At 64.5% G+C, this 19,565-nt stretch carries 18 protein-coding genes; 11 read left to right on the top strand and 7 right to left on the bottom strand.

Annotation, left to right across the window (positions count from 1 at the left end; genetic code table 11):
• The first annotated feature begins 19 nt into the window (after positions 1–19).
• On the top strand, positions 20–919 hold the full coding sequence (locus tag NTD88_RS08115; RefSeq protein WP_262154142.1) for a hydroxymethylglutaryl-CoA lyase: 900 nt from the start codon (positions 20–22) through the stop codon (positions 917–919).
• A 559-nt stretch (positions 920–1,478) separates the two neighbouring features.
• Here the strand turns inward: NTD88_RS08115 and NTD88_RS08110 are convergent.
• Positions 1,479–1,994, bottom strand: a complete 516-nt coding sequence (locus tag NTD88_RS08110) for an MgtC/SapB family protein (RefSeq protein WP_095157217.1) — start codon at positions 1,992–1,994, stop codon at positions 1,479–1,481.
• A gap of 170 nt (positions 1,995–2,164) precedes the next feature.
• Between NTD88_RS08110 and NTD88_RS08105 the strand changes: the two genes are divergently transcribed.
• The 4 genes from NTD88_RS08105 to NTD88_RS08090 all read left to right on the top strand — a co-directional run bounded on the left by NTD88_RS08105 (position 2,165) and on the right by NTD88_RS08090 (position 7,514).
• The gene (locus NTD88_RS08105) at positions 2,165–2,404 is read left to right on the top strand and encodes a DUF3203 family protein (protein WP_095157216.1); all 240 of its coding nucleotides are present in this window, start codon (positions 2,165–2,167) and stop codon (positions 2,402–2,404) included.
• A gap of 121 nt (positions 2,405–2,525) precedes the next feature.
• The gene (ccoG, locus tag NTD88_RS08100) at positions 2,526–3,938 is read left to right on the top strand and encodes a cytochrome c oxidase accessory protein CcoG (RefSeq protein ID WP_262154141.1); all 1,413 of its coding nucleotides are present in this window, start codon (positions 2,526–2,528) and stop codon (positions 3,936–3,938) included.
• Positions 3,939–3,978: 40 nt separating this feature from the next.
• On the top strand, positions 3,979–5,388 hold the full coding sequence (gene mapR / locus NTD88_RS08095) for a GntR family transcriptional regulator MpaR (protein ID WP_095157214.1): 1,410 nt from the start codon (positions 3,979–3,981) through the stop codon (positions 5,386–5,388).
• A gap of 56 nt (positions 5,389–5,444) precedes the next feature.
• On the top strand, positions 5,445–7,514 hold the full coding sequence (locus NTD88_RS08090) for a PAS domain-containing sensor histidine kinase (RefSeq protein ID WP_262154140.1): 2,070 nt from the start codon (positions 5,445–5,447) through the stop codon (positions 7,512–7,514).
• On the opposite strand, the gene NTD88_RS08085 is transcribed toward NTD88_RS08090, so the two are convergent.
• Entirely contained in the window at positions 7,511–8,257 is a 747-nt protein-coding gene (locus NTD88_RS08085) for an SDR family oxidoreductase (protein WP_095157212.1), read from the bottom strand. The two genes, NTD88_RS08090 and NTD88_RS08085, sit on opposite strands and share 4 nt — an antisense overlap.
• A 162-nt stretch (positions 8,258–8,419) precedes the next feature.
• Here NTD88_RS08085 and NTD88_RS08080 point away from each other — a divergent pair, with 162 nt between their 5' ends.
• The 5 genes from NTD88_RS08080 to NTD88_RS08060 all read left to right on the top strand — a co-directional run bounded on the left by NTD88_RS08080 (position 8,420) and on the right by NTD88_RS08060 (position 14,398).
• On the top strand, positions 8,420–10,132 hold the full coding sequence (locus tag NTD88_RS08080) for a copper resistance system multicopper oxidase (protein WP_262154139.1): 1,713 nt from the start codon (positions 8,420–8,422) through the stop codon (positions 10,130–10,132).
• Complete coding sequence (locus NTD88_RS08075) at positions 10,125–11,015, top strand: copper resistance protein B (RefSeq protein ID WP_095157210.1); 891 nt, start codon at positions 10,125–10,127, stop codon at positions 11,013–11,015. The genes NTD88_RS08080 and NTD88_RS08075 overlap by 8 nt, the downstream gene beginning before the upstream one ends.
• Positions 11,016–11,058: 43 nt before the next feature.
• Positions 11,059–11,490, top strand: a complete 432-nt coding sequence (locus tag NTD88_RS08070; protein WP_110972254.1) for a DUF411 domain-containing protein — start codon at positions 11,059–11,061, stop codon at positions 11,488–11,490.
• Positions 11,491–11,623: 133 nt separating this feature from the next.
• Complete coding sequence (locus NTD88_RS08065; RefSeq protein WP_175649542.1) at positions 11,624–13,411, top strand: monovalent cation:proton antiporter-2 (CPA2) family protein; 1,788 nt, start codon at positions 11,624–11,626, stop codon at positions 13,409–13,411.
• 75 nt (positions 13,412–13,486) lie between these two features.
• Positions 13,487–14,398, top strand: coding sequence for a LysR substrate-binding domain-containing protein (locus tag NTD88_RS08060; RefSeq protein ID WP_095157207.1), 912 nt, complete (start codon positions 13,487–13,489; stop codon positions 14,396–14,398).
• Positions 14,399–14,650: 252 nt separating this feature from the next.
• On the opposite strand, the gene NTD88_RS08055 is transcribed toward NTD88_RS08060, so the two are convergent.
• Together NTD88_RS08055 and NTD88_RS08050 are read right to left on the bottom strand one after the other, a co-directional pair.
• Entirely contained in the window at positions 14,651–15,469 is an 819-nt protein-coding gene (locus NTD88_RS08055) for an alpha/beta fold hydrolase (RefSeq protein WP_262154138.1), read from the bottom strand.
• A 58-nt stretch (positions 15,470–15,527) separates the two neighbouring features.
• Positions 15,528–16,094: an antibiotic biosynthesis monooxygenase gene (locus tag NTD88_RS08050; protein ID WP_262154137.1), complete on the bottom strand. Its 567-nt coding sequence runs from the start codon at positions 16,092–16,094 to the stop codon at positions 15,528–15,530.
• Between the two features lie 233 nt (positions 16,095–16,327).
• On the opposite strand from NTD88_RS08050, the gene NTD88_RS08045 reads away from it, so the two are divergent.
• Entirely contained in the window at positions 16,328–16,762 is a 435-nt protein-coding gene (locus tag NTD88_RS08045; protein ID WP_095157204.1) for a YqaA family protein, read from the top strand.
• 18 nt (positions 16,763–16,780) lie between these two features.
• On the opposite strand, the gene zapE is transcribed toward NTD88_RS08045, so the two are convergent.
• The 3 genes from zapE to NTD88_RS08030 all read right to left on the bottom strand — a co-directional run bounded on the left by zapE (position 16,781) and on the right by NTD88_RS08030 (position 19,459).
• The gene (gene zapE, locus NTD88_RS08040; protein ID WP_256587804.1) at positions 16,781–17,920 is read right to left on the bottom strand and encodes a cell division protein ZapE; all 1,140 of its coding nucleotides are present in this window, start codon (positions 17,918–17,920) and stop codon (positions 16,781–16,783) included.
• A gap of 85 nt (positions 17,921–18,005) precedes the next feature.
• On the bottom strand, positions 18,006–19,154 hold the full coding sequence (locus NTD88_RS08035) for a PQQ-dependent sugar dehydrogenase (RefSeq protein WP_262154136.1): 1,149 nt from the start codon (positions 19,152–19,154) through the stop codon (positions 18,006–18,008).
• 23 nt (positions 19,155–19,177) lie between these two features.
• Positions 19,178–19,459: a hypothetical protein gene (locus NTD88_RS08030; RefSeq protein WP_410017268.1), complete on the bottom strand. Its 282-nt coding sequence runs from the start codon at positions 19,457–19,459 to the stop codon at positions 19,178–19,180.
• Positions 19,460–19,565 lie beyond the last annotated feature (106 nt).

The following is a 19,565-nucleotide window of genomic DNA, read 5'->3' as shown; positions in this document are numbered from 1 at the left end:
ACACAGGAAACCCGAAGCCATGCCATTGCCCGCCACAGTTCGTCTGGTCGAAGTCGGTCCTCGCGACGGTCTGCAGAATGAAGCCCAACCCATCAGCGTCGCGGACAAGGTCCGGCTGGTCGACGACCTGACCGCCGCTGGCCTGTCCTACGTCGAAGTCGGCAGTTTCGTCTCGCCGAAATGGGTGCCGCAGATGGCCGGGTCGGCCGAGGTCTTCGCCGGGATCCAGCACAAGCCCGGTGTCACCTATGCGGCCCTGGCGCCGAACCTGCGCGGTTTCGAGGACGCGCTCGCCGCCGGGGTCAAGGAAGTGGCGGTGTTCGCCGCAGCGTCGGAGGCGTTCTCCCAGCGCAATATCAACTGCTCCATCAGCGAGAGCCTGCAACGTTTCGCGCCGATCATGGAGGGTGCGCGCCAGCACGGTGTGCGCGTGCGCGGCTATGTGTCCTGCGTGCTGGGCTGCCCGTATGAAGGCCAGGTGGACGCCAGCCAGGTCGCCGCGGTCGCCCGCGAGTTGTACGAGATGGGCTGCTACGAGGTCTCGCTCGGTGACACCATCGGCACCGGCACGCCCGGCGCGACCCGTCACCTGTTCAACGTGGTCGGCGCCCAGGTGCCGCGCCCGCAACTGGCCGGGCACTTCCACGACACCTATGGCCAGGCCCTGGCCAATGTCTATGCCAGCCTGCTGGAAGGGATCAACGTATTCGACAGCTCGGTCGCGGGCCTCGGTGGCTGCCCCTACGCCAAGGGCGCCAGCGGCAACGTCGCCAGCGAAGACGTGCTGTACATGCTCCAGGGCCTGGGCATCGAGACCGGTATCGACCTGGAAAAACTCATCAATGCCGGCCAGCGCATCAGCGCGGTGCTGGGCCGCGCCAATGGCTCCCGTGTGGCGCGCGCCCGTAACGCCGGCTGAGGCCCGGCGGTAACACCGCCCTCACTGACACAAAGTGTTACCGCATTCACACTTCACAGGGAAATTCCGGGTAACACGGAAACAAATCAGCAGAATTCCCCGTGCCAGCTTTTCCCCTGAAATCCATAAACTATTGATTTTATTAGGTTTTAAAAAGTTGGCACGGCACCTGCTATATCTTCCGTACAACAACAATAAGAAATGCGGCAAACCCAATAAAAATAAGACGTAACGGCTCTCGAACAACAAGAACAAAACGGTAGAGGCGAAGCTAACTGATTTTTTTGGAGAGGATGGCTTTTCGGGGGCGTGCCCCGCAACCAGACAGAGAACAATAAAACTACCTCAAGGTAGCGCCCGTCACGGTTGGATCAGCAATGATGAAGGTCTATCAGCGCTCAAAAAAATACGTTTGCTCTTGATCCCGAATGGGGATCGCACATGCACCAAAGAGGCAACGGCTGCCAAAAACAACAATAGGCCGCCCTCCAATAACAAAAAAAGAGCACGCAACAATCTTTGAGGGGAGCTTCGGCTCCCCTCAGTGCATTCCGGCCTTTCAGTTTTTCTCCTCGCGTTCCTCGTCCTTGCCTTCCAGGCGATTCACCACCAGCGGCATCACTCCCAGTACCGCCAGCGCCAGCAGCGTGCTGACCAGCGCCGTGGCTTCGCGTCCCATACCGGCGGCCACGCCGATCGCGGCGGTCATCCACAGGCCGGCTGCGGTCGTAAGGCCCTTCACATGGCTGGCGTCCTGATCGTGGCCTTTGAGAATGGTCCCGGCACCGAGAAAGCCGATCCCCGCAACGATGCCCTGCACCACCCGGCTCAACGCCGCATCGTCGGCCCCGGCCATGCGCGGCACCAGCACGAACAGCGCCGCGCCGATCGCCACCAGCATATGGGTGCGCACCCCGGCGGCCTTGCCCTTCATCTCTCGCTCGAAACCCAGCACCGCGCCCAACAGCGCCGCCATCACCAGGCGCACCGAAACCTGCGTCAGTTGCTTGGCATCAGTAATGTCGGCGAATTCCGCCACCAGCGTCACCCACACCTCATGCCACCAAGCGTCCATGGCCGTGTCCATCGTCAGGGAAGTTATGGGATGGACAACGGCGGGCTCGGCAAAGTGCGATATGACCGCTGATCGGTCGGGGCCAGTAACCGGACACTGGGCGGGGTCACTACAGTAAGGGCCGTTGCAGCCCGTTCGCGAGCACGCTCGCGCCTACCGAGGACACCGTCATGCCTGTAGAAATCAACGAACAGACCCAACGCTGCACCCTGATCGGCGAAGACCTGAATATCGAAGGCGCCGCCAGCGAAGTACAGGTCACCACCGATGAAGACCTGCGCATGTCGGTCGCCGAACTGGCCGGCAAGCGTGTGCCCATCACCGAAGCCGAGGCCGATGCGCTGACTGTAGCGGGTGCGGTGGATGGTCGCAGGCATCTGAAAAGTAGCGTTCCGGGCTCGATAATCTAAGGCCCGGAGCCGTTTCGAAGACGATCTGATACGGTTTTTATAGAAATACCTGAGCCTGTTATGCAAACAGATGGGTCGCCATAGTGCTCTGGCCTGATCGAGGCCTGATGAGCGACGAACCATGAGCGAACATATTCCCGTCCAGATCGTTGAAATTGCCGAGCCAACCCACAAGAAGAAGGCCGCCAACAGCAGCGACGGACACATCTACACCCGCAGCTTCACCGGTCTGTACCGCAACCTGCGCCTGGGTGGCGCGGGTTTCCTTTTCCTGCTGTTCTTCGCCACCGCCTGGCTGACCTGGGACGGCCGCCAGGCCGTGCTCTGGGACCTGGCGGATAGCAAGTTCCATATCTTCGGTGCGACCTTCTGGCCGCAGGATTTCATCCTGCTCTCGGCCCTGCTGATCATCTGCGCCTTCGGCCTGTTTGCCATCACCGTGTTCGCCGGCCGCGTCTGGTGCGGTTACACCTGCCCGCAGAGCACCTGGACCTGGCTGTTCATGTGGTGCGAGAAGGTCACCGAAGGCGACCGCAACCAGCGCATGAAGCTGGACAAGGCGCCGTGGGGCGTCAACAAGCTGGCCCGGCGCGCCACCAAGCACACCCTGTGGGTCGCCATCAGCGTAATGACCGGCCTGACCTTCGTCGGTTACTTCACGCCGATCCGCCCCCTGGCCGAAGAGCTGTTCACCCTGCAGGCGGGTGGCGTCAGCCTGTTCTGGATTCTGTTCTTCACCGGCGCCACCTACATCAACGCCGGCTGGATGCGCGAAGCCGTGTGCATGCACATGTGCCCGTACGCCCGGTTCCAGAGCGTGATGTTCGACAAGGACACCCTGGCCGTGGCCTACGACCCGCGCCGCGGCGAGTCCCGCGGACCGCGTAAAAAGGACGTGGACCACAAGGCCAGTGGCCTCGGTGACTGCATCGACTGCACCATGTGCGTCCAGGTCTGCCCGACCGGCATCGACATCCGCGACGGCCTGCAAATGGAATGCATCGGCTGCGCAGCGTGCATCGACGCCTGCGACAGCATCATGGACAAGATGAACTACCCCCGCGGACTGATCGGCTACAAGTCCGAGCACAGCCTGCAAGGTGGCCACACCCATTGGCTGCGCCCGCGCCTGCTGGGTTATGTCACGGTGCTGGTGGTGATGATCGGCGCGCTGGCGATCGCCCTGCACGAGCGGCCGATGGTGTCGATGGACGTGATCAAGGACCGTGGCCTGTTCCGCGAGAACGCCCTCGGCCAGATCGAGAACATCTACATCCTCAAGGTCATCAACAAGACCCTGCAACCGCAGAACTACGACCTGCGCCTGCTCGACGCCGAGGGCTTCGAACTGCACGGCAAGACCCACTTCAGCATCCCCGCCGGAGAAATGGCCGAGTTGCCGGTGTCGGTGGCGATGCTGAGCGACCGTCCCGCGAGCAGTTCGCTGGAGCTGGACTTCGAACTGGTGGACAGCGACGAGCCGAACATCCGCAGCGTTGCCCGCAGCCGTTTCGTCGCGCCGCTGAACCGCTGATCACATACACTGCGTTGCAGTCCGACCGTGCAGAGCCATGATGAAACGCTACGAGAAATTCGCCGACGACATTGCTGAACTGATCTACTCCGGGGTCCTCGGCCCCGGCCAGCGGGTGCCGTCGGTGCGCTACGCCAGCCAGACCCACGGGGTCAGCCCGTCCACGGTGTTCCAGGCCTATTACCTGCTGGAGCGGCGCGGGCTGATCCGCGCCCGGCCGCGCTCGGGCTACTTCGTCAACGCCCATGCTCCGCGGCCGTTCAGCGAGCCGCAGATCAGCGAGTCGGCCAACGAGTCCACCGAGGTCGACGTCAGCGAGCTGGTGTTTTCCATTCTCGAATCGATCAAGGACCCGCACACCGTGCCGTTCGGCTCGGCTTTCCCCAGCCCGGCGCTGTTCCCGCTGCCGCGCCTGGCCCGCTCGCTGGCCAGCGCGAGTCGCGACATGGACCCCCGCATGGTGGTCACCGACCTATCGCCGGGCAACCCGCACCTGCGCCGGCAAATTGCCCTGCGCTACATGGTCGGCGGGCTGATGTTGCCGATGGAAGAACTGCTGATCACCAACGGCGCGCTGGAAGCCCTGAACCTGTGTTTGCAGGCCGTCACCGAGCCAGGCGATCTGGTGGCCATCGAGGCGCCGGCCTTCTATGCCTGCCTGCAGGTGCTGGAACGGCTCAAGCTCAAGGCCGTGGAAATTCCCGTGCACCCGCGTGACGGCATCGACCTCGGGGTGCTGGCACAGACCCTGGAGCGCCACCCGGTAAAGGCGGTCTGGTGCATGACCAACTTCCAGAACCCGGTCGGCGCGAGCATGCCGGAAGACAACAAACAGGCGCTGGTGGAGCTGCTGCGCCAGCATCAGGTGCCGCTGATCGAGGACGATGTCTACGCCGAGCTGTATTACGCCCAGCAAGCGCCCAAACCGGCGAAGGCGTTCGACACGGAAGGGCTGGTGATGCACTGCAGCTCCTTCTCCAAGAGTCTGGCGCCCGGCTACCGCATCGGCTGGGTCGCGGCCGGACGCTTCGCACAGAAAATCGAGCGTCTGAAACTGATGACCTCGCTGTGCGCCTCGATGCCGGCCCAGGCTGCCATCGCCGACTACCTCCAGCATGGCGGCTACGACCGTCACCTGCGGCGCCTGCGCTATGCGCTGGAAGAACAGAAAAACGCCATGCTCGCCGCCATCGCCCGGCACTTTCCGGCGCAAGTGCGGGTCAGCCAGCCATCGGGCGGCTACTTCCTCTGGCTGGAACTGCCCGAGCGCATGGACTCGCTGAAGCTGTTCCAGATGGCCCTGGCCCAGGGCATCAGCATCGCACCCGGGCCGATCTTTTCGCCGACCCGGCGCTTTCGCAACTGCATCCGCCTCAACTACGGCAGTCCGTGGAGCGATCAATCGGAAAAAGCCATGGAAACACTCGGACGGATCGTGCGCTCGTTCTAGCCGCCGCCCCGCCCGTCAGGCTAAAGTTCCGCCATGGTTCACCTCCGGAAGACTTCATGCCCGCCAGCGAATTGAACGCCCTGCGCCAGCAACTGCGCGAACTCCAGGAACGCAATGCCGTGCTGGAGCAGCAACGGGTGCAGCAGCAACCGCTGAACGAGGCGTTCTATCGCTTTCTGTTCGACACCATGGACGACGGGTTCTGTGTCATCGAATTTTTCGACGGCCCACATGGCCCGCTCAGTGACTACGTCCATGTCTCGGCCAACGCGGCCTACGCCCGGCACACCGGAATTCCCGACGTGGTCGGTCAGAAACTGCGGGAAATGGTGCCCGACGAAGCCGACGAGTGGGTCGCCCGCTACGGGGAAGTGTTGCGCACCGGTCGACCGCTGCAGTTCGAGCAGGAACTGGTAGCCACCGGCCGTATTCTCTCGGTCAGCACCTTTCGTATCGAGCCGGCCGAGCGTCGTCAGGTCGCCGTGCTGTTCAAGGACGTGACGGCACGACGCCACGCCGAACAGGCCCTGGTGCACCTCAACGAAGAACTGGAGCAGCGCATTCTCGGCGCCGTGGCCGAGCGCGAGCTGTTCGCCATGCTGGTGGACAACAGCGTGGCCTGTGTCCAGGTGGTGGACAACGACCTGCGCTGGCTGGCGATCAATCACCAGTCGCTGAAAGACTTTCACTTTCTCTACGACCATGTGCCCAACGTCGGCGATACCGTCGAGCAGACATTGGGCCGCTATCCCGCCGACTGCGAGCTGGGCCTGTCGCTGTGGCGCCGCGCCCTGGCCGGGGAAGTCTTTATCGAGAACGCGGCCTTCGGTGTCGGCGAGCGGCGCCGCCACTATGAACTGCGCTTCAACACCCTGTATGACAGCGAAGGCCTGCAACAGGGCGCGTACCTGTTTGCCTACGACATCAGCGCGCGCATCGAAGAACAGCAACGCCTGCTCAGCGCCGAGGAAGCCCTGCGCCAGGCGCAGAAGATGGAGGCGGTCGGCCAGCTCACGGGCGGCATCGCCCATGACTTCAACAACCTGCTCGGCGGCATCCTCGGCGCCCAGGAATTGCTGCGCCAACGCCTCCATCAGCACCGTTACGAAGACCTCACGCCGCTGCTGGATGCCGTCAGCAGCTCGGCGCAGCGTGCCGCGTCGCTGGTGCACCGCCTGCTGGCGTTCTCTCGCCGGCAGACCCTGCAACCGCAGGCGACCGATGTCGGCGGGCTGGTCAGCGGCATGCAAGACCTGATCGGTCGCAGCGTCGGGCCGTCCATCGACGTCCGCTGCCACTTCGCCGCCCACCTGTGGCCGACCCTGATCGACCCGCCGCAACTGGAAAGCGCCCTGCTCAACCTCTGCATCAACGCCCGCGACGCCCTGCCCGCCGGCGGCAGCATCGATATCGGCAGCGACAACCTGAGCCTCGACGACGAACAGGCCCGCGCCCTGGACCTCACCCCCGGCGATTACCTGTGCCTGAGCGTCGAAGACAACGGCCAGGGCATGCAGCCAGAGGTGGTCGAGCGGGCGATCGACCCGTTCTTCACCACCAAACCGCTGGGCCAGGGCACCGGGCTGGGGCTGTCGATGGCCTACGGTTTCGTGCGCCAGTCCGGCGGACAATTGCGGATCTCCTCAACGCCTGGCTCCGGCACCCGGGTCGAACTGTTCCTGCCACGCCATCACCAGGCGCCAGCGCCCGGCGTTGCCGAAGCCGATGAAACACTCAGCGAGCGCGACAGCGGTCGGCGGATCGTCCTGGTGGAAGACCAGACCGCGCTAAGCATGGTGATCGCTGAAATCCTCGAAGACTCCGGTTACCGGGTCGAGTCGTTCGAAACCGCCGTCGCCGCCCTGCCCGCCCTCGAACACGGCCCGCGGCCGGACCTGCTGCTCAGCGATATCGGCCTGCCCGGCGGCCTCAATGGCCGTCAACTGGCCGAAAAAGCACGCCTTCTGCACCCGGACCTGCCGGTGCTGTTCATCACCGGCTACGACGAGAGCGCCGCCCTCAGCGACGGCCCGCTGGGCGCGGGGATGAGCGTGATGATCAAGCCGTTCAGCCTGGAGATGCTGGTGGAGCGGGTGGGTCAGATGCTGGGTGACGAGCGCGCTTAGCGCCCGCCGCCCAGATCAATGAAGCTCCCCGTCGAATACGACGCCTTGTCCGACAGCAGCCACAGGATCGCTTCGGCCACTTCCTCGGCCTGACCGCCGCGGCCCATGGGAATGCCGGGTTCCAGCTTGCTGACGCGGTCCGGGTCGCCGCTCAGGGCGTGGAAGTCGGTGAAGATGTAGCCCGGACGCACGGCGTTGACCCGCACGCCCTCGCCTGCCACTTCCTTGGCCAGGCCAAGGGTGAAGGTGTCCAGCGCGCCCTTCGAGGCGGCGTAGTCGACGTATTCGTTGGGCGAGCCCAGTCGCGCGGCCACCGAGGAGACGTTGACGATGCTGCCGCCGCTGCCGCCGTGGCGGGTCGACATGCGCGCCAGCGCATGTTTGGCGCAGAGCATCGGCCCGACCACGTTGGTCTTCATCAGCTTCAGCAGACGGAACTCGGACATTTCCTCGACCCGGCTCTTCTGGCCGATGGTGCCGGCGTTGTTGACCAGCGCGGTGACCCGCCCAAGCTCATGGTCGACCCGCTGGAACAGGTGGATCACTTCGTCCTCGACGCTGGCGTCGGCACGCACGGCAATCGCCTCGGCGCCCAGTTCGCGTACCTGGGCCAGCACGCGGTGCGCCGCTTCATCGTCGGCGAGGTAGTTGATGCAGATCCGATAACCCTGACGCGCCGCCAGCAGCGCGGTGGCGGCGCCGATGCCACGACTGGCACCGGTGATGATGATGACTTTGTCCATTGCTACTCCTGGTACAACCGACCATTCAAATCCTGTGGCGCAAAAAACCCGCGCGTGAAGCCCGCTATTTTCTCGCTGACAAATCTGTAATTCAAACCTCAGTTTTCTGACAGCACCCTGCGACTAAGGTCAGCCCATCTTTGCTGATGGACAGACGACCCCATGCCCCACCTTCCGACCCGACGCACCTTCGTCAAGGGCCTGGCCGCAGCCGGCGCCGTTGGCGGCCTCGGCCTCTGGCGCCCGCACGCCTGGGCCAGCGAGCGCAACAGCGGCGAACTGGCCGGCCAGCACTTCGAGCTGTTCATCGGCCAGACGGCCGTGAACTTCACCGGCAAGCCGCGCACCGCGCTGACCATCAACGACAGCCTGCCCGGCCCGGTGTTGCGCTGGCGCGAGGGCGACACCGTGACCCTGCGGGTGCGCAACCGCCTCGCCGAACCCACGTCGCTGCACTGGCACGGCATCATCCTGCCCGCCAACATGGACGGCGTGCCCGGCCTGAGTTTCGCCGGTATCGAACCCGGTGGCGATTACCTCTACCGCTTCACCCTGGAGCAGCACGGCACCTACTGGTACCACAGCCATTCAGGGCTGCAGGAGCAGGCCGGCGTCTATGGCGCCATCGTCATCGAGCCGAAAGAGCCGGAACCGCATGTCTATCAGCGCGACTGCGTGCTGCTGCTCAGCGACTGGAGTGACCAGCCACCCGCCGAGCTGCTGACGACCTTGAAGAAGCAGTCCGACTACTTCAACCGACAGCAGCGCACCCTGGGCGACTTCGTTCACGATGTTGCTCGCGACGGCTGGCGCGCGACCCTGGCCGAACGCACGGAATGGGCGCAGATGCACATGACCCCGACCGATATCGCCGACATCAGCGCCGCCACCTACACCTACCTGCTCAACGGCCAGGCGCCCGAGGGCAATTTCACCTGCCTGTTCCAGCCCGGCGAAACCCTGCGCCTGCGCTTGATCAACGGCTCGGCGATGACCTATTTCGACTTCCGCATCCCCGGACTGAAGCTCACCGTGATCGCCGCCGACGGCCAGCCGGTGCAACCGGTAACCGTAGACGAACTGCGCCTGGCGGTGGCGGAAACCTATGACGTGCTGGTCAGCGTCGGCGACCAGCCGGCCTACACCCTGTTGGCCCAGAGCATGGACCGCAGCGGCTACGCCCGCGGCACCCTGGCCCGAGCGCCGGGGCTACAGGCCGAGGTTCCAGCGACCGATCCGCGCCCGCGACTGCGCATGGCCGACATGGGCATGGACCACGGTGCCATGGCGGGCATGGGCGGCATGGACCACAGCCAGATGAGCGGCATGGACCACGGCAACATGCCCGGCATGCAGCAGCACCCCGCGTCGGAAACCAACAACCCGCTGGTGGACATGCAGACCATGACCCCGCGCGCCAACCTCGCCGATCCCGGCCTCGGCCTGCGCGACAACGGGCGCCGGGTGCTGACCTATGCCGACCTGAGAAGCACCTTCGCCGACCCCGATGGCCGCGAGCCGGGCCGGGAAATAGAACTGCACCTGACCGGGCACATGGAGCGCTTCGCCTGGTCGTTCGACGGCGTGCGTTTCTCCGACGCCGAGCCCTTGCGCCTGAAGTACGGCGAGCGCCTGCGCATCACCCTGGTCAACGACACCATGATGGCCCACCCGATTCACCTGCACGGGCTGTGGAGCGATCTGGAGGACGAACACGGCCGGTTCCAGGTGCGCAAGCACACCATCGACATGCCGCCGGGCAGCCGCCGCAGCTACCGGGTCAGCGCCGATGCCCTGGGCCGCTGGGCCTACCACTGCCACCTGCTCTATCACATGGAGACCGGCATGTTCCGCGAGGTGCGCGTCGATGAATGAACGACTCAACCGGCCGCTGCTCGGCGGCATGGCCCTGGTGTTGCTGCTGGGCAGTGAAGAACTGCGGGCAGCGGCGATGAACCACGCGGGCATGGATCACGGCAGCATGAATCATGGCGCGATGAATCACGGCGGCATGGACCACGGCAGCCCGCCGTCCAACGTCGATCAGCCGCGCACGCCACTGAAGCCCATCACCGACGCCGATCGCCAGGCCGCCTTCCCGCCACTGCCGGGCCATCAGGTGCATGACCGGCAGATCAACTGGGCGGTGACCGTCGAGCAACTCGAATATCAGGACGTCGAGAACAGCAACGCGCTGAACTGGAATGCCAACGCCTGGGTCGGCGGCGATATCGACCGGCTCTGGCTGCGCACGGAGGGCGAGCGCGAACAGGGCAAGACCCACAAGGCCGAACTGCAGGCGCTGTGGGGCCATGCGGTCAGCCCGTGGTGGGAAGTGGTCGCTGGCCTGCGCCAGGACTTCAAGCCGGGCAGCGGGCAAACCTGGGCCGCCCTCGGCATCCAGGGCACGCCGCTCTACGGCATGGAGCTGGAAGCCACGCTGTACGCGGGCGAGCGACATCAGACCGCGCTGCGCCTGGAGGCCGCGTACGCTATTCTCCTGACCCAACGCTGGCGGCTTGAGCCGAACGTGGAAGTGAACCTTCACGGCCGCGATGACCCGGGCCGCACCCAGGGTTCCGGGCTGTCGGACAGCGAGGTCGGGCTGCGCCTGCGCTACGAAATCACGCCGTGGTTTGCGCCCTATGTCGGGGTGTCGTTCAACCGGGTGTATGGCGACACGGCCGAGATGACCCGGGATGAAGACGGGGATGTCGGACAGACACGCTGGCTGGCTGGGGTGAGGTTCAGGTTTTAGCCCCCGCCGCCCTCAAGCACACAGAATTCCAAGGAGACAACCCATGCTGAAAAACAACCTCGCCGCCCTCGGCCTGCTGGCCATGAGCACCCTGGCCCAGGCCGGCCAGACCATCGATGTCTACCGCGATCCCAACTGCGGCTGCTGCAAGGAATGGATCACCCACCTGCGCGACAACGGCTACACCGTCAACGACCATGTCGAGCCGAACATGAGCGCGGTCAAGCAGCGCCTCGGCGTGGCGCCGCGCCTGGCTTCGTGCCACACCGGCGTGATCGACGGCAAGTTCGTCGAAGGCCATGTGCCGGCGGAGCAGATTTCGGTCCTGGCCAAGCGCCCTGACCTGCGCGGCCTGGCCGTGCCGGGCATGCCGATGGGCTCGCCCGGCATGGAAATGGGCGACCACAAGGACGCCTACCAGGTGATCGGCCTGACCACCGACGGCAAGGACGAAGTGGTCGCGCAGTACAAGTAAGCCACAAGCCGCTTACTATCCCTCTCAGGTGGACGATCTGTCGCCATTCAGACAGATTGTCCGACCCTGAGCCCGACGCCAAAATGCAGGCTCTTTTTAAACGCTGCCTCATGCAGCTCATGGAGTCCGAGCGATGCCACACGAAGGCAGCCTGCTGCAAACCGCAGTGATTTTTCTCGTCGCCGCAGTCATCACCGTCCCCCTGGCCAAGCGCCTGCAACTCGGCGCCGTGCTCGGCTACCTGCTGGCCGGCGTGGTCATTGGCCCGCAGGCGCTGGGGCTGATTCGCGACACACAAAGCGTCGCGCACATTTCCGAGCTGGGCGTGGTCCTGCTCCTGTTCATCATTGGCCTGGAGCTGTCGCCGCGTCGGCTGTGGCTGATGCGCAAGTCGGTGTTCGGCGTCGGCCTGGCGCAGGTGCTGCTGACCGGCGCGGTGATCGGCGCCATCGCCCTGTTCGGCTTTGCCCAGTCGCTACCGGCCGCGCTGGTGCTTGGCCTGGGCCTGGCGCTGTCGTCCACCGCCTTCGGTCTGCAAAGCCTGGCCGAAAGCAAACAGCTCAACGCGCCTCATGGCCGGTTGGCGTTTGCCATCCTGTTGTTCCAGGACATCGCCGCGATTCCGCTGATCGCCCTGGTGCCATTGCTGGCCGCCAGCGGCCCGGACACCAGCCACGGCGACAGCCTCGAACACGGTTTGAAAGTGTTCGGCAGCATCGCGATTGTCATCGTCGGCGGTCGTTACCTGCTGCGCCCGCTGTTCCGCACTGTGGCGCGCACCGGCTTGCCGGAAGTGTCCACCGCCACCGCGCTGCTGGTGGTCATCGGCACCGCCTGGCTGATGGAAGAAGCAGGAATTTCCATGGCGCTCGGCGCGTTTCTCGCCGGGCTGTTGCTCGCCGATTCGGAATACCGGCATGAGCTGGAATCGCAGATCGAACCGTTCAAGGGCCTGCTGCTGGGGCTGTTCTTCATCAGCGTCGGCATGGGCGCCAACCTCAGCCTGCTGGTGCAGATGCCGCTGGTAGTGCTTGGCCTGACCCTGTTGCTGGTGGGGGTGAAGTTACCGTTGTTGATGCTGGTCGGGCGCCTTGCCGGTGGGCTCAGCAACGTCAGCGCCCTGCGCCTCGGCGTGGTGCTGGCGGCGGGCGGCGAGTTCGCCTTCGTGGTGTTCAAGCTGGGCCGCGACCAGGGCCTGTTCGACGCCCAGACCTTCGACCTGCTGCTGATGACCATCACCTTGTCCATGGCCATCACCCCGCTGTTGCTGCTGGGCTGCGCCCGCCTCGGCAAACGCCCGCAGGCGCCCCGCGAAGTGCCGGAGCAGTACAAGGACATCGCCACCGATGCACCACGGGTAGTGATTGTCGGCATGGGCCGCATGGGCCAGATCATCGCGCGTATCTTGCGCGCACAGAAGATTCCCTTCGTTGCCCTGGAAACGTCGGTGGATGCCATCGAAATGACGCGCATGTTCGAACAGGCGCCGGTGTTCTACGGCGACCCGCAGCGCCCCGAAGTGCTGCATGCGGCCAAGGTCGGCGAGGCCGAATACTTCGTCATCACCACCGACGACCCGGAGATCACCACCCGAACCGCCGCACGGGTCAAGCAGTTGTATCCGCACCTCAAGGTCATCGCCCGGGCGCGTAACCGCCAGCATGTGCACAAGCTGGTGGACGTGGGCGCCGAACCGATCCGCGAGACGTTCCACTCCAGCCTGGAAATGAGCCGGCTGACGCTGGTGGGGCTGGGTTTGAGCGAGGCGCAGGCGGCTGATCGCATCCAGCGCTTTACCCGGCATGACGAGGAAGTGCTCAGCGTCCAGGGGCGGGTCCGCGACGACAAGGCCAAGGTGATGCAGACCGCCCAGGAGGCGCGGCTGGACCTGGAGCGGCTGTTCGAGGCGGATGTGGATTGAACCGGGCCTGAAAGATCACCTTTGCTGAGATAGACTCCCCGGTTTTCCACTAGCGTTCCAGCCGGAGAACGATCCTTGGAAGACCTCAACTCCCTCTATTACTTCACCCAAGTGGTCGAACACGGCGGCTTCGCCCCGGCCGGGCGGGCGCTGGACATGCCCAAGTCGAAACTCAGCCGGCGCATCGCCGACCTTGAAGAGCGGCTGGGCGTTCGCCTTTTGCACCGCACCAGCCGCCATTGCTCGCTGACCGAAATCGGCCAGGAGTATTACCGCCGTTGCACGGCCATGCGGGTCGAGGCCGAAGGCGCGGCGGAAGTCATCGCGCGCAACCTCAGCGAACCCCGCGGCCTGGTGCGAATCAGTTGCCCCACCACCCTGCTCAACTCCTGGGTCGGCCCGATGCTGACCCGCTACATGCTCAAGTACCCACGGGTGGAACTGTTCATCGAGAGCACCAACCGCCGCGTCGACCTGCTTCACGAAGGCGTCGACGTCGCGCTGCGGGTGCGCTTCCCGCCGCTGGAAAACACCGACATGGTGATGAAGGTGCTGAGCAACAGCACCCAGTGCCTGGTCGGCCAGCCGGCGCTGCTTGAACGTCTGCCGAAGGGTTTCGATCCGCAGATGCTCAGCCAGTTGCCCAGCGTTCACTGGGGCAGCGCCCAGCGCGAATACCAGTGGGAGTTGTTCCAGGGCGAGGATATGAGCACCAGCCTGGTGATCCCGCACAAACCACGGATGGTTACCGACGACTTGTTCGCCTTGCGCCACTTCGTGGTTGCGGGGGTGGGCATCGCGCATTTGCCGCGGGTCGCGGTGCGTGAAGACCTGGCCGAGGGGCGGCTGGTGGAGTTGTTGCCGGAGTGGCAGCCACGTTGCGGGATCGTCCACGCCATCTTCCCGTCGCGACGTGGGCTGCTGCCGTCGGTGCGCTCGCTGATTGACCATTTGGCGGAGGAGTTTGCGCAGAGCGATATGGCGTGAGTGGGGGATGCCTGAGAATTTTCGGTATTGATGGGATCGAGCGCCGACTGAGCGACGCATCGCTGCATGAGTATCTACACATCTCGCAGACAATACAGAGCGTCAGGTCACCGCGAATGTGGATGAATCCACTCCCACAAGGTAGTGATGGCGCTCAATCTGAAGGGCGCCAAAACGATCGAGGCGAGGACCGGGTAGCCCTCGCCCGATCCTCGCCTCGAAGTATTTTGGCCTTGTGGCCGCAAACCCGACTTACCGCGACAAAAACGCCAGCAAATCGTCATTCAACTGCTGCGCATGGGTCACCGCGAACCCGTGCGGCGCACCGCTGTACACCGTCAGTTCCGCCCCGCGAATCATCTCCGCAGCCTTCTTGCCGGTGGTTTCGAACGGCACGATCTGGTCGTCGTCACCGTGGATCACCAGCGTCGGTACGTCGATCTTCGCCATGTCGGGGCGGAAGTCGGTTTCCGAGAATGCCGTCACGCAATCCAGCGTGCTCTTGAGCGACGCCATCAACGCGATGTTCAGCGTCTGGGCCTGCACGCCCTGCGACACCTGCTGCCCATGGTTGATGCCATAGAACGGCGTGGCGAAGTCGGCGATGAACTGGGCGCGGTCGGCGCGCAGGCCGGCCTTGATGCCGTCGAACACCGATTTGTCGACGCCATCGGGGTTGTCGGCGGTCTTGATGAACAGCGGGGTCACCGCGCCGAGCAATACCAGGCCGGCGACCCGCTCGCTGCCATGCCGGGCGATGTAGCGGGTGACATCGCCGCCGCCCATGGAGAAGCCCACCAGGGTGACGTCGCGCAGGTCGAGGTGCTCGATCAATTGGGCGATATCGTCAGCGAAGGTGTCGTAGTCGTAACCGTTCCACGGCTGGCTGGAGCGACCGAAACCACGGCGGTCGAAAGCGATGGCGCGGTAGCCGCGGCTGGCCAGGAACTCCATCTGTACATCCCACATGTCGGCATCCAGCGGCCAGCCGTGGCTGAACAGCACGGGCTTGCCGCTGCCCCAGTCTTTGTAATAAATCGCGGTGCCATCACGGGTAACGAGGGTGCTCATAGGGGTATCTCCGGGAAACAGGGTGGTCAGAGTCTTGAGTACGGGGTGTGGGAAACGTTCAGGCGCGCAGCCAGGCGGCGGTGCGACGGGTCAGCCAGGGCATGATGAAAAATACCACCGGCAAAATGACGAACAGGTTGCCAATCATGTTGCCGATGATCCGCCCACCGAGCAGCGGGAACTGCGCGAACAGCGGCGCCAGCAGCGCCGGGATCAGAAAGGTCATCGGGCAGATCACCAGGTACGTCAGCAGTGCCTGTTTCCAGCGCGGCGGTTGTGGCGCGCCGGCGCTGGGCGGGGTGAACCAGAATTCGGGGTCGTCATGGACCTGGGTGTTGTCGCCGTCTTCCAGCAGCGGCATGACCTCATCGATCATCGCCTGGCGCTCGGCGGAGTTGACCCACGCCTGCAACTGGCTCGCCTGGGCAAAGCGCACGACCGTGGTGAAGTGGCGCCCATCGGCGTCGGGACGGATCACATTGACGTCCAGGTGACCCGGCTGCTGGCGGGCGACGCTGACCGCGCGCTTGAGCCAGGCCTCGTACTGGGCGAGCGCGTCGGCGCGGGCCTTGTGCTGGATCACCAGTGTTACCACGTTGCGGTTGTCTTGATCGGCGTTGTTCATATGCAACATTCCCTGACGATTAGTTGGCCCGTGCCCCGATACTGAGGCCGCTCGGCTGCGTTTGCGTTGATGGGAGAAGATTAAATTCAGAACCTTATTGGCACTAGATAGCGAAAATTCGCTTTAGCGTTCTATTTTATGAACGATCATGTCAGCAAAGATTTCCTCGCTGGCCGCGGCGATATCCGGGAAATATCCTACGAGGCCTGTCGAACGATGATTGTGGCCATGCCGTGTTGAGTTACTGGGGTCTGTTTCTGGCGGCGTTTGGCGCCGCCACCTTGCTGCCGTTGCAGTCCGAGGCGGTGCTGGTCGGGTTGCTGCTCCACGACCCGGCCGCCGTGGCAAGCCTGTGGCTGGTGGCGACGGTGGGCAATGTGCTGGGTTCGATCGTCAACTGGCTGCTGGGGCGGGCCATCGAGCGCTGGCGCGACAAACGCTGGTTCCCCTTCTCTGCCGCGCAACTGGAAAAGGCCCAGCAGCGTTACCGTCGCCATGGGCAGTGGTCGCTGCTGTTGAGCTGGATGCCGGTGATCGGCGACCCACTGACCTTGATCGCCGGCATCATGCGCGAGCCGTTCTGGCGCTTCGTATTGCTGGTGACCCTGGCAAAAGGCGGGCGCTATCTGGTGCTGGTGGTCATCACCCTTGGCTGGCAGAGCCTGTGACAGGCCCTGCGCAAATCCTCAGCAGAAGCGCTGCAGTTGCATTTCCTGCAACCGGCTGAGGGTCCGGCGGAACGGGAACTCCAGATACCCTTGCGTGTAGAGAACTTCCAGCGGGACGTCGGCTTCGAGATACAGGGCCACGCGCTGGTCGTAACACTCATCGACCAGGGCGATGAAGCGCCGGGCGCCGTCGTCCTGCACCGACAGTTGCGGCAGTTCGCGGTCCCCTGCCACGACCCGTTCGGCGGCGTCCTCGGTGCCCCGGGCGATCTTCCCCGGCCGCGTCGGCGCGCCAAGGGCCGGCACGCCGCCCAGCAGGATGGCGTCGAAACGCTCGCACAGGGCCATGAACTCCATGGCCGCCAACGGTTGCTCGCAGAGTTGCGGGTAATCGCACCACAGCACCTTGTCACTGCGGCGCACCACCTGCAGGGTGCGATAACCGACTTCCAGGTCTTCGCTGGTCGCCGGTGCGTCACCGCTCAATTGCGCGAACACATTGGCCAGCGCCGCCGGATCGCGAACCCAATAACGCTGATGCAGCGCGCCGGGGTGCAGGCGGTGGTCCTGCTCGCCGTGAACCGGCACCACGGTCATGCAGCGCTCGATCGCCTCGATCGCCGGCAGGAAACGCTCGCGGTTGAAGCCATCGGCATAAAGCTGCCGTGGCGGCTGGTTGGAGGTGGCGACCACCACCACGCCAGCCTCGAACAGCACCTGGAACAGGCGGCCAAGGATGATTGCGTCGCCGATATCGTTGACGAACAACTCATCGAAACACAGCACGCGGATTTCTTCGGCCAGGGAAAAGGCCAGGGCCTGCAACGGGTCGGCGGTGCCGTTGAGCTGGAACAGACGCTGGTGAACCCAACGCATGAAATGGTGAAAGTGCTGACGCCGGGCGGGAATGGTCAGGCAGCGATGGAACTGGTCCATCAGCCAGGTCTTGCCGCGCCCGACCGGGCCCCAGAGGTAGACGCCATTGGCCGGCTCACCGCGTTCGACCGCCTCGAAGCAGGCCTGCAGGGCTGCGGCGGCCTGTTGCTGGGCGGGGTCGGCGACGAAACCTTGGGCAGTGATGGCCTGCTGGTAAAGGGCCAATGGGGTGTTGACGCTGGACATGCAGGCCCTCGGTGGGAAAAAGGGCACAGGGTACATCAGGGATGACGCGGATTGTGTAGGGATTTTCAGGGGCCTCATCACCGGCATAGTCGGCGATGAGGCCCGCACAAACGGCCGCGAATTACTCGGCCAGCCCGACCTTCAACAACTGCCCGTCTTCCTCGTCTGTCAGCACATACAGAAACCCGTCCGGTCCGACCCGCACATCGCGGACCCGGGCATTCAACTGTCCGAGCATCCGTTCTTCGTGAACGATCTTGTCGCCGTTCAGTTGCAGGCGAATCACCTCCTGCGCCGCCAGCGCGCCGATGAACAGGCTGTGGTCCCAGGCCTTGAAGCGCTCGTTGTCATAGAAGGCCATGCCGCTGATGGCCGGGGATTTCTCCCAGACGTGGTGTGGCGGAAAGGTCCCCTCCACTTCCTTGCCCTTGGCCTCGGGAATCGGCAGCAGCGAGTAGTTGATGCCATGGGTCGCCAGCGGCCAGCCGTAGTTCTTGCCGGGCTTGGGGATGTTGATTTCGTCGCCGCCACGCGGGCCGTGCTCGTGGGTCCAGAGCTGCCCGGTCCAGGGGTTGAGCGCCGCGCCCTGCTGGTTGCGATGGCCATAGGACCAGATCGCCGGCCGCACGTTTTTCTGCCCGACGAAGGGGTTGTCCTTGGGAATCTCGCCATCGGGCAGGATGCGCACCACCTTGCCCTGTAGTTTGTCGAGGTCTTGCGAGGTGGCCCGCTGGTTGTTCTCGCCCAGCGCGATGAACAGGTAGCCGTTACGGTCGAACACCAGTCGCGAACCGAAATGGTTGCCGGTCGAGAGCTTCGGCTCCTGGCGGAAGATCACGTTGAAATCCTCGATCCGGGCGAGGTCGCTGGACAGCCGTCCGCGGCCCACCGCAGTGCCTGCCGTACCGCCTTCGCCACCGCCTTCGGCATAAGACAGGTAAACCAGCCGGTCCTTGTCGAAGGTGGGCGACAGCACGACATCGAGCAAGCCGCCCTGCCCTTGCGCCCAGACCTCCGGCACACCGCTCAGCGGTGGGCCGACCCGCCCTTCCGCGCCGATCACCCGCAGGTTGCCCTGGCGTTCGGTGACCAGGATGCCCTGGGTTCCCGGCAGGAAGGCCAGGGCCCACGGATGCTTGAGGCCTTCGGCCAGGGTGTTGACCTTGAGGGTGCCGTCTTCGCTGGGGAAGGTACGTTCGGGCGCGGCCTGGGCGCCGAGCGGCAAGAGAACGGCGGCACCCAGGGCGAGCAGCCAGGAACGTGAAGTCATGCGGGATTCCTTTCGAGGGGCGATCACGGCGCGCGCTGTGAATCGCGGGGCGGACGGGAGGGTTCCAGACGCGGCGTCTGTTGTTCGCGCCGCAGGTTGTCGCCGTTGCCGATGCCGCGGTTTTCGAGGGTCGGCGGACGAGGATTGGGCGCGGTGGAAGGTCCGGGCATGGGCGGCGTGGCCGGCACCGTGCCTTGGCGGCTGTTGGGGTTGGCCCGGTGGATCGGGCTGTTTTGCGGGTTGTCAGCAGTGGCGGCCAGCAGCGGGCCGCTGATCGAGAAGATCAGCGCGGTACCGATCAGGATGGAATGGGCGCGTTCGAACACAATCACCTCCGCACGTGGGCATCACCAAGCGTTGGATAGCCTACGGCCCGAGAGGTTCGCGACAAAGCCGCAAACCTCACGGAGG

Origin of the sequence: Pseudomonas sp. 20P_3.2_Bac5, assembly GCF_025466035.1 — a bacterium.
GTDB lineage: Bacteria > Pseudomonadota > Gammaproteobacteria > Pseudomonadales > Pseudomonadaceae > Aquipseudomonas.
This window is presented reverse-complemented; position numbering and strand designations above follow the sequence as displayed.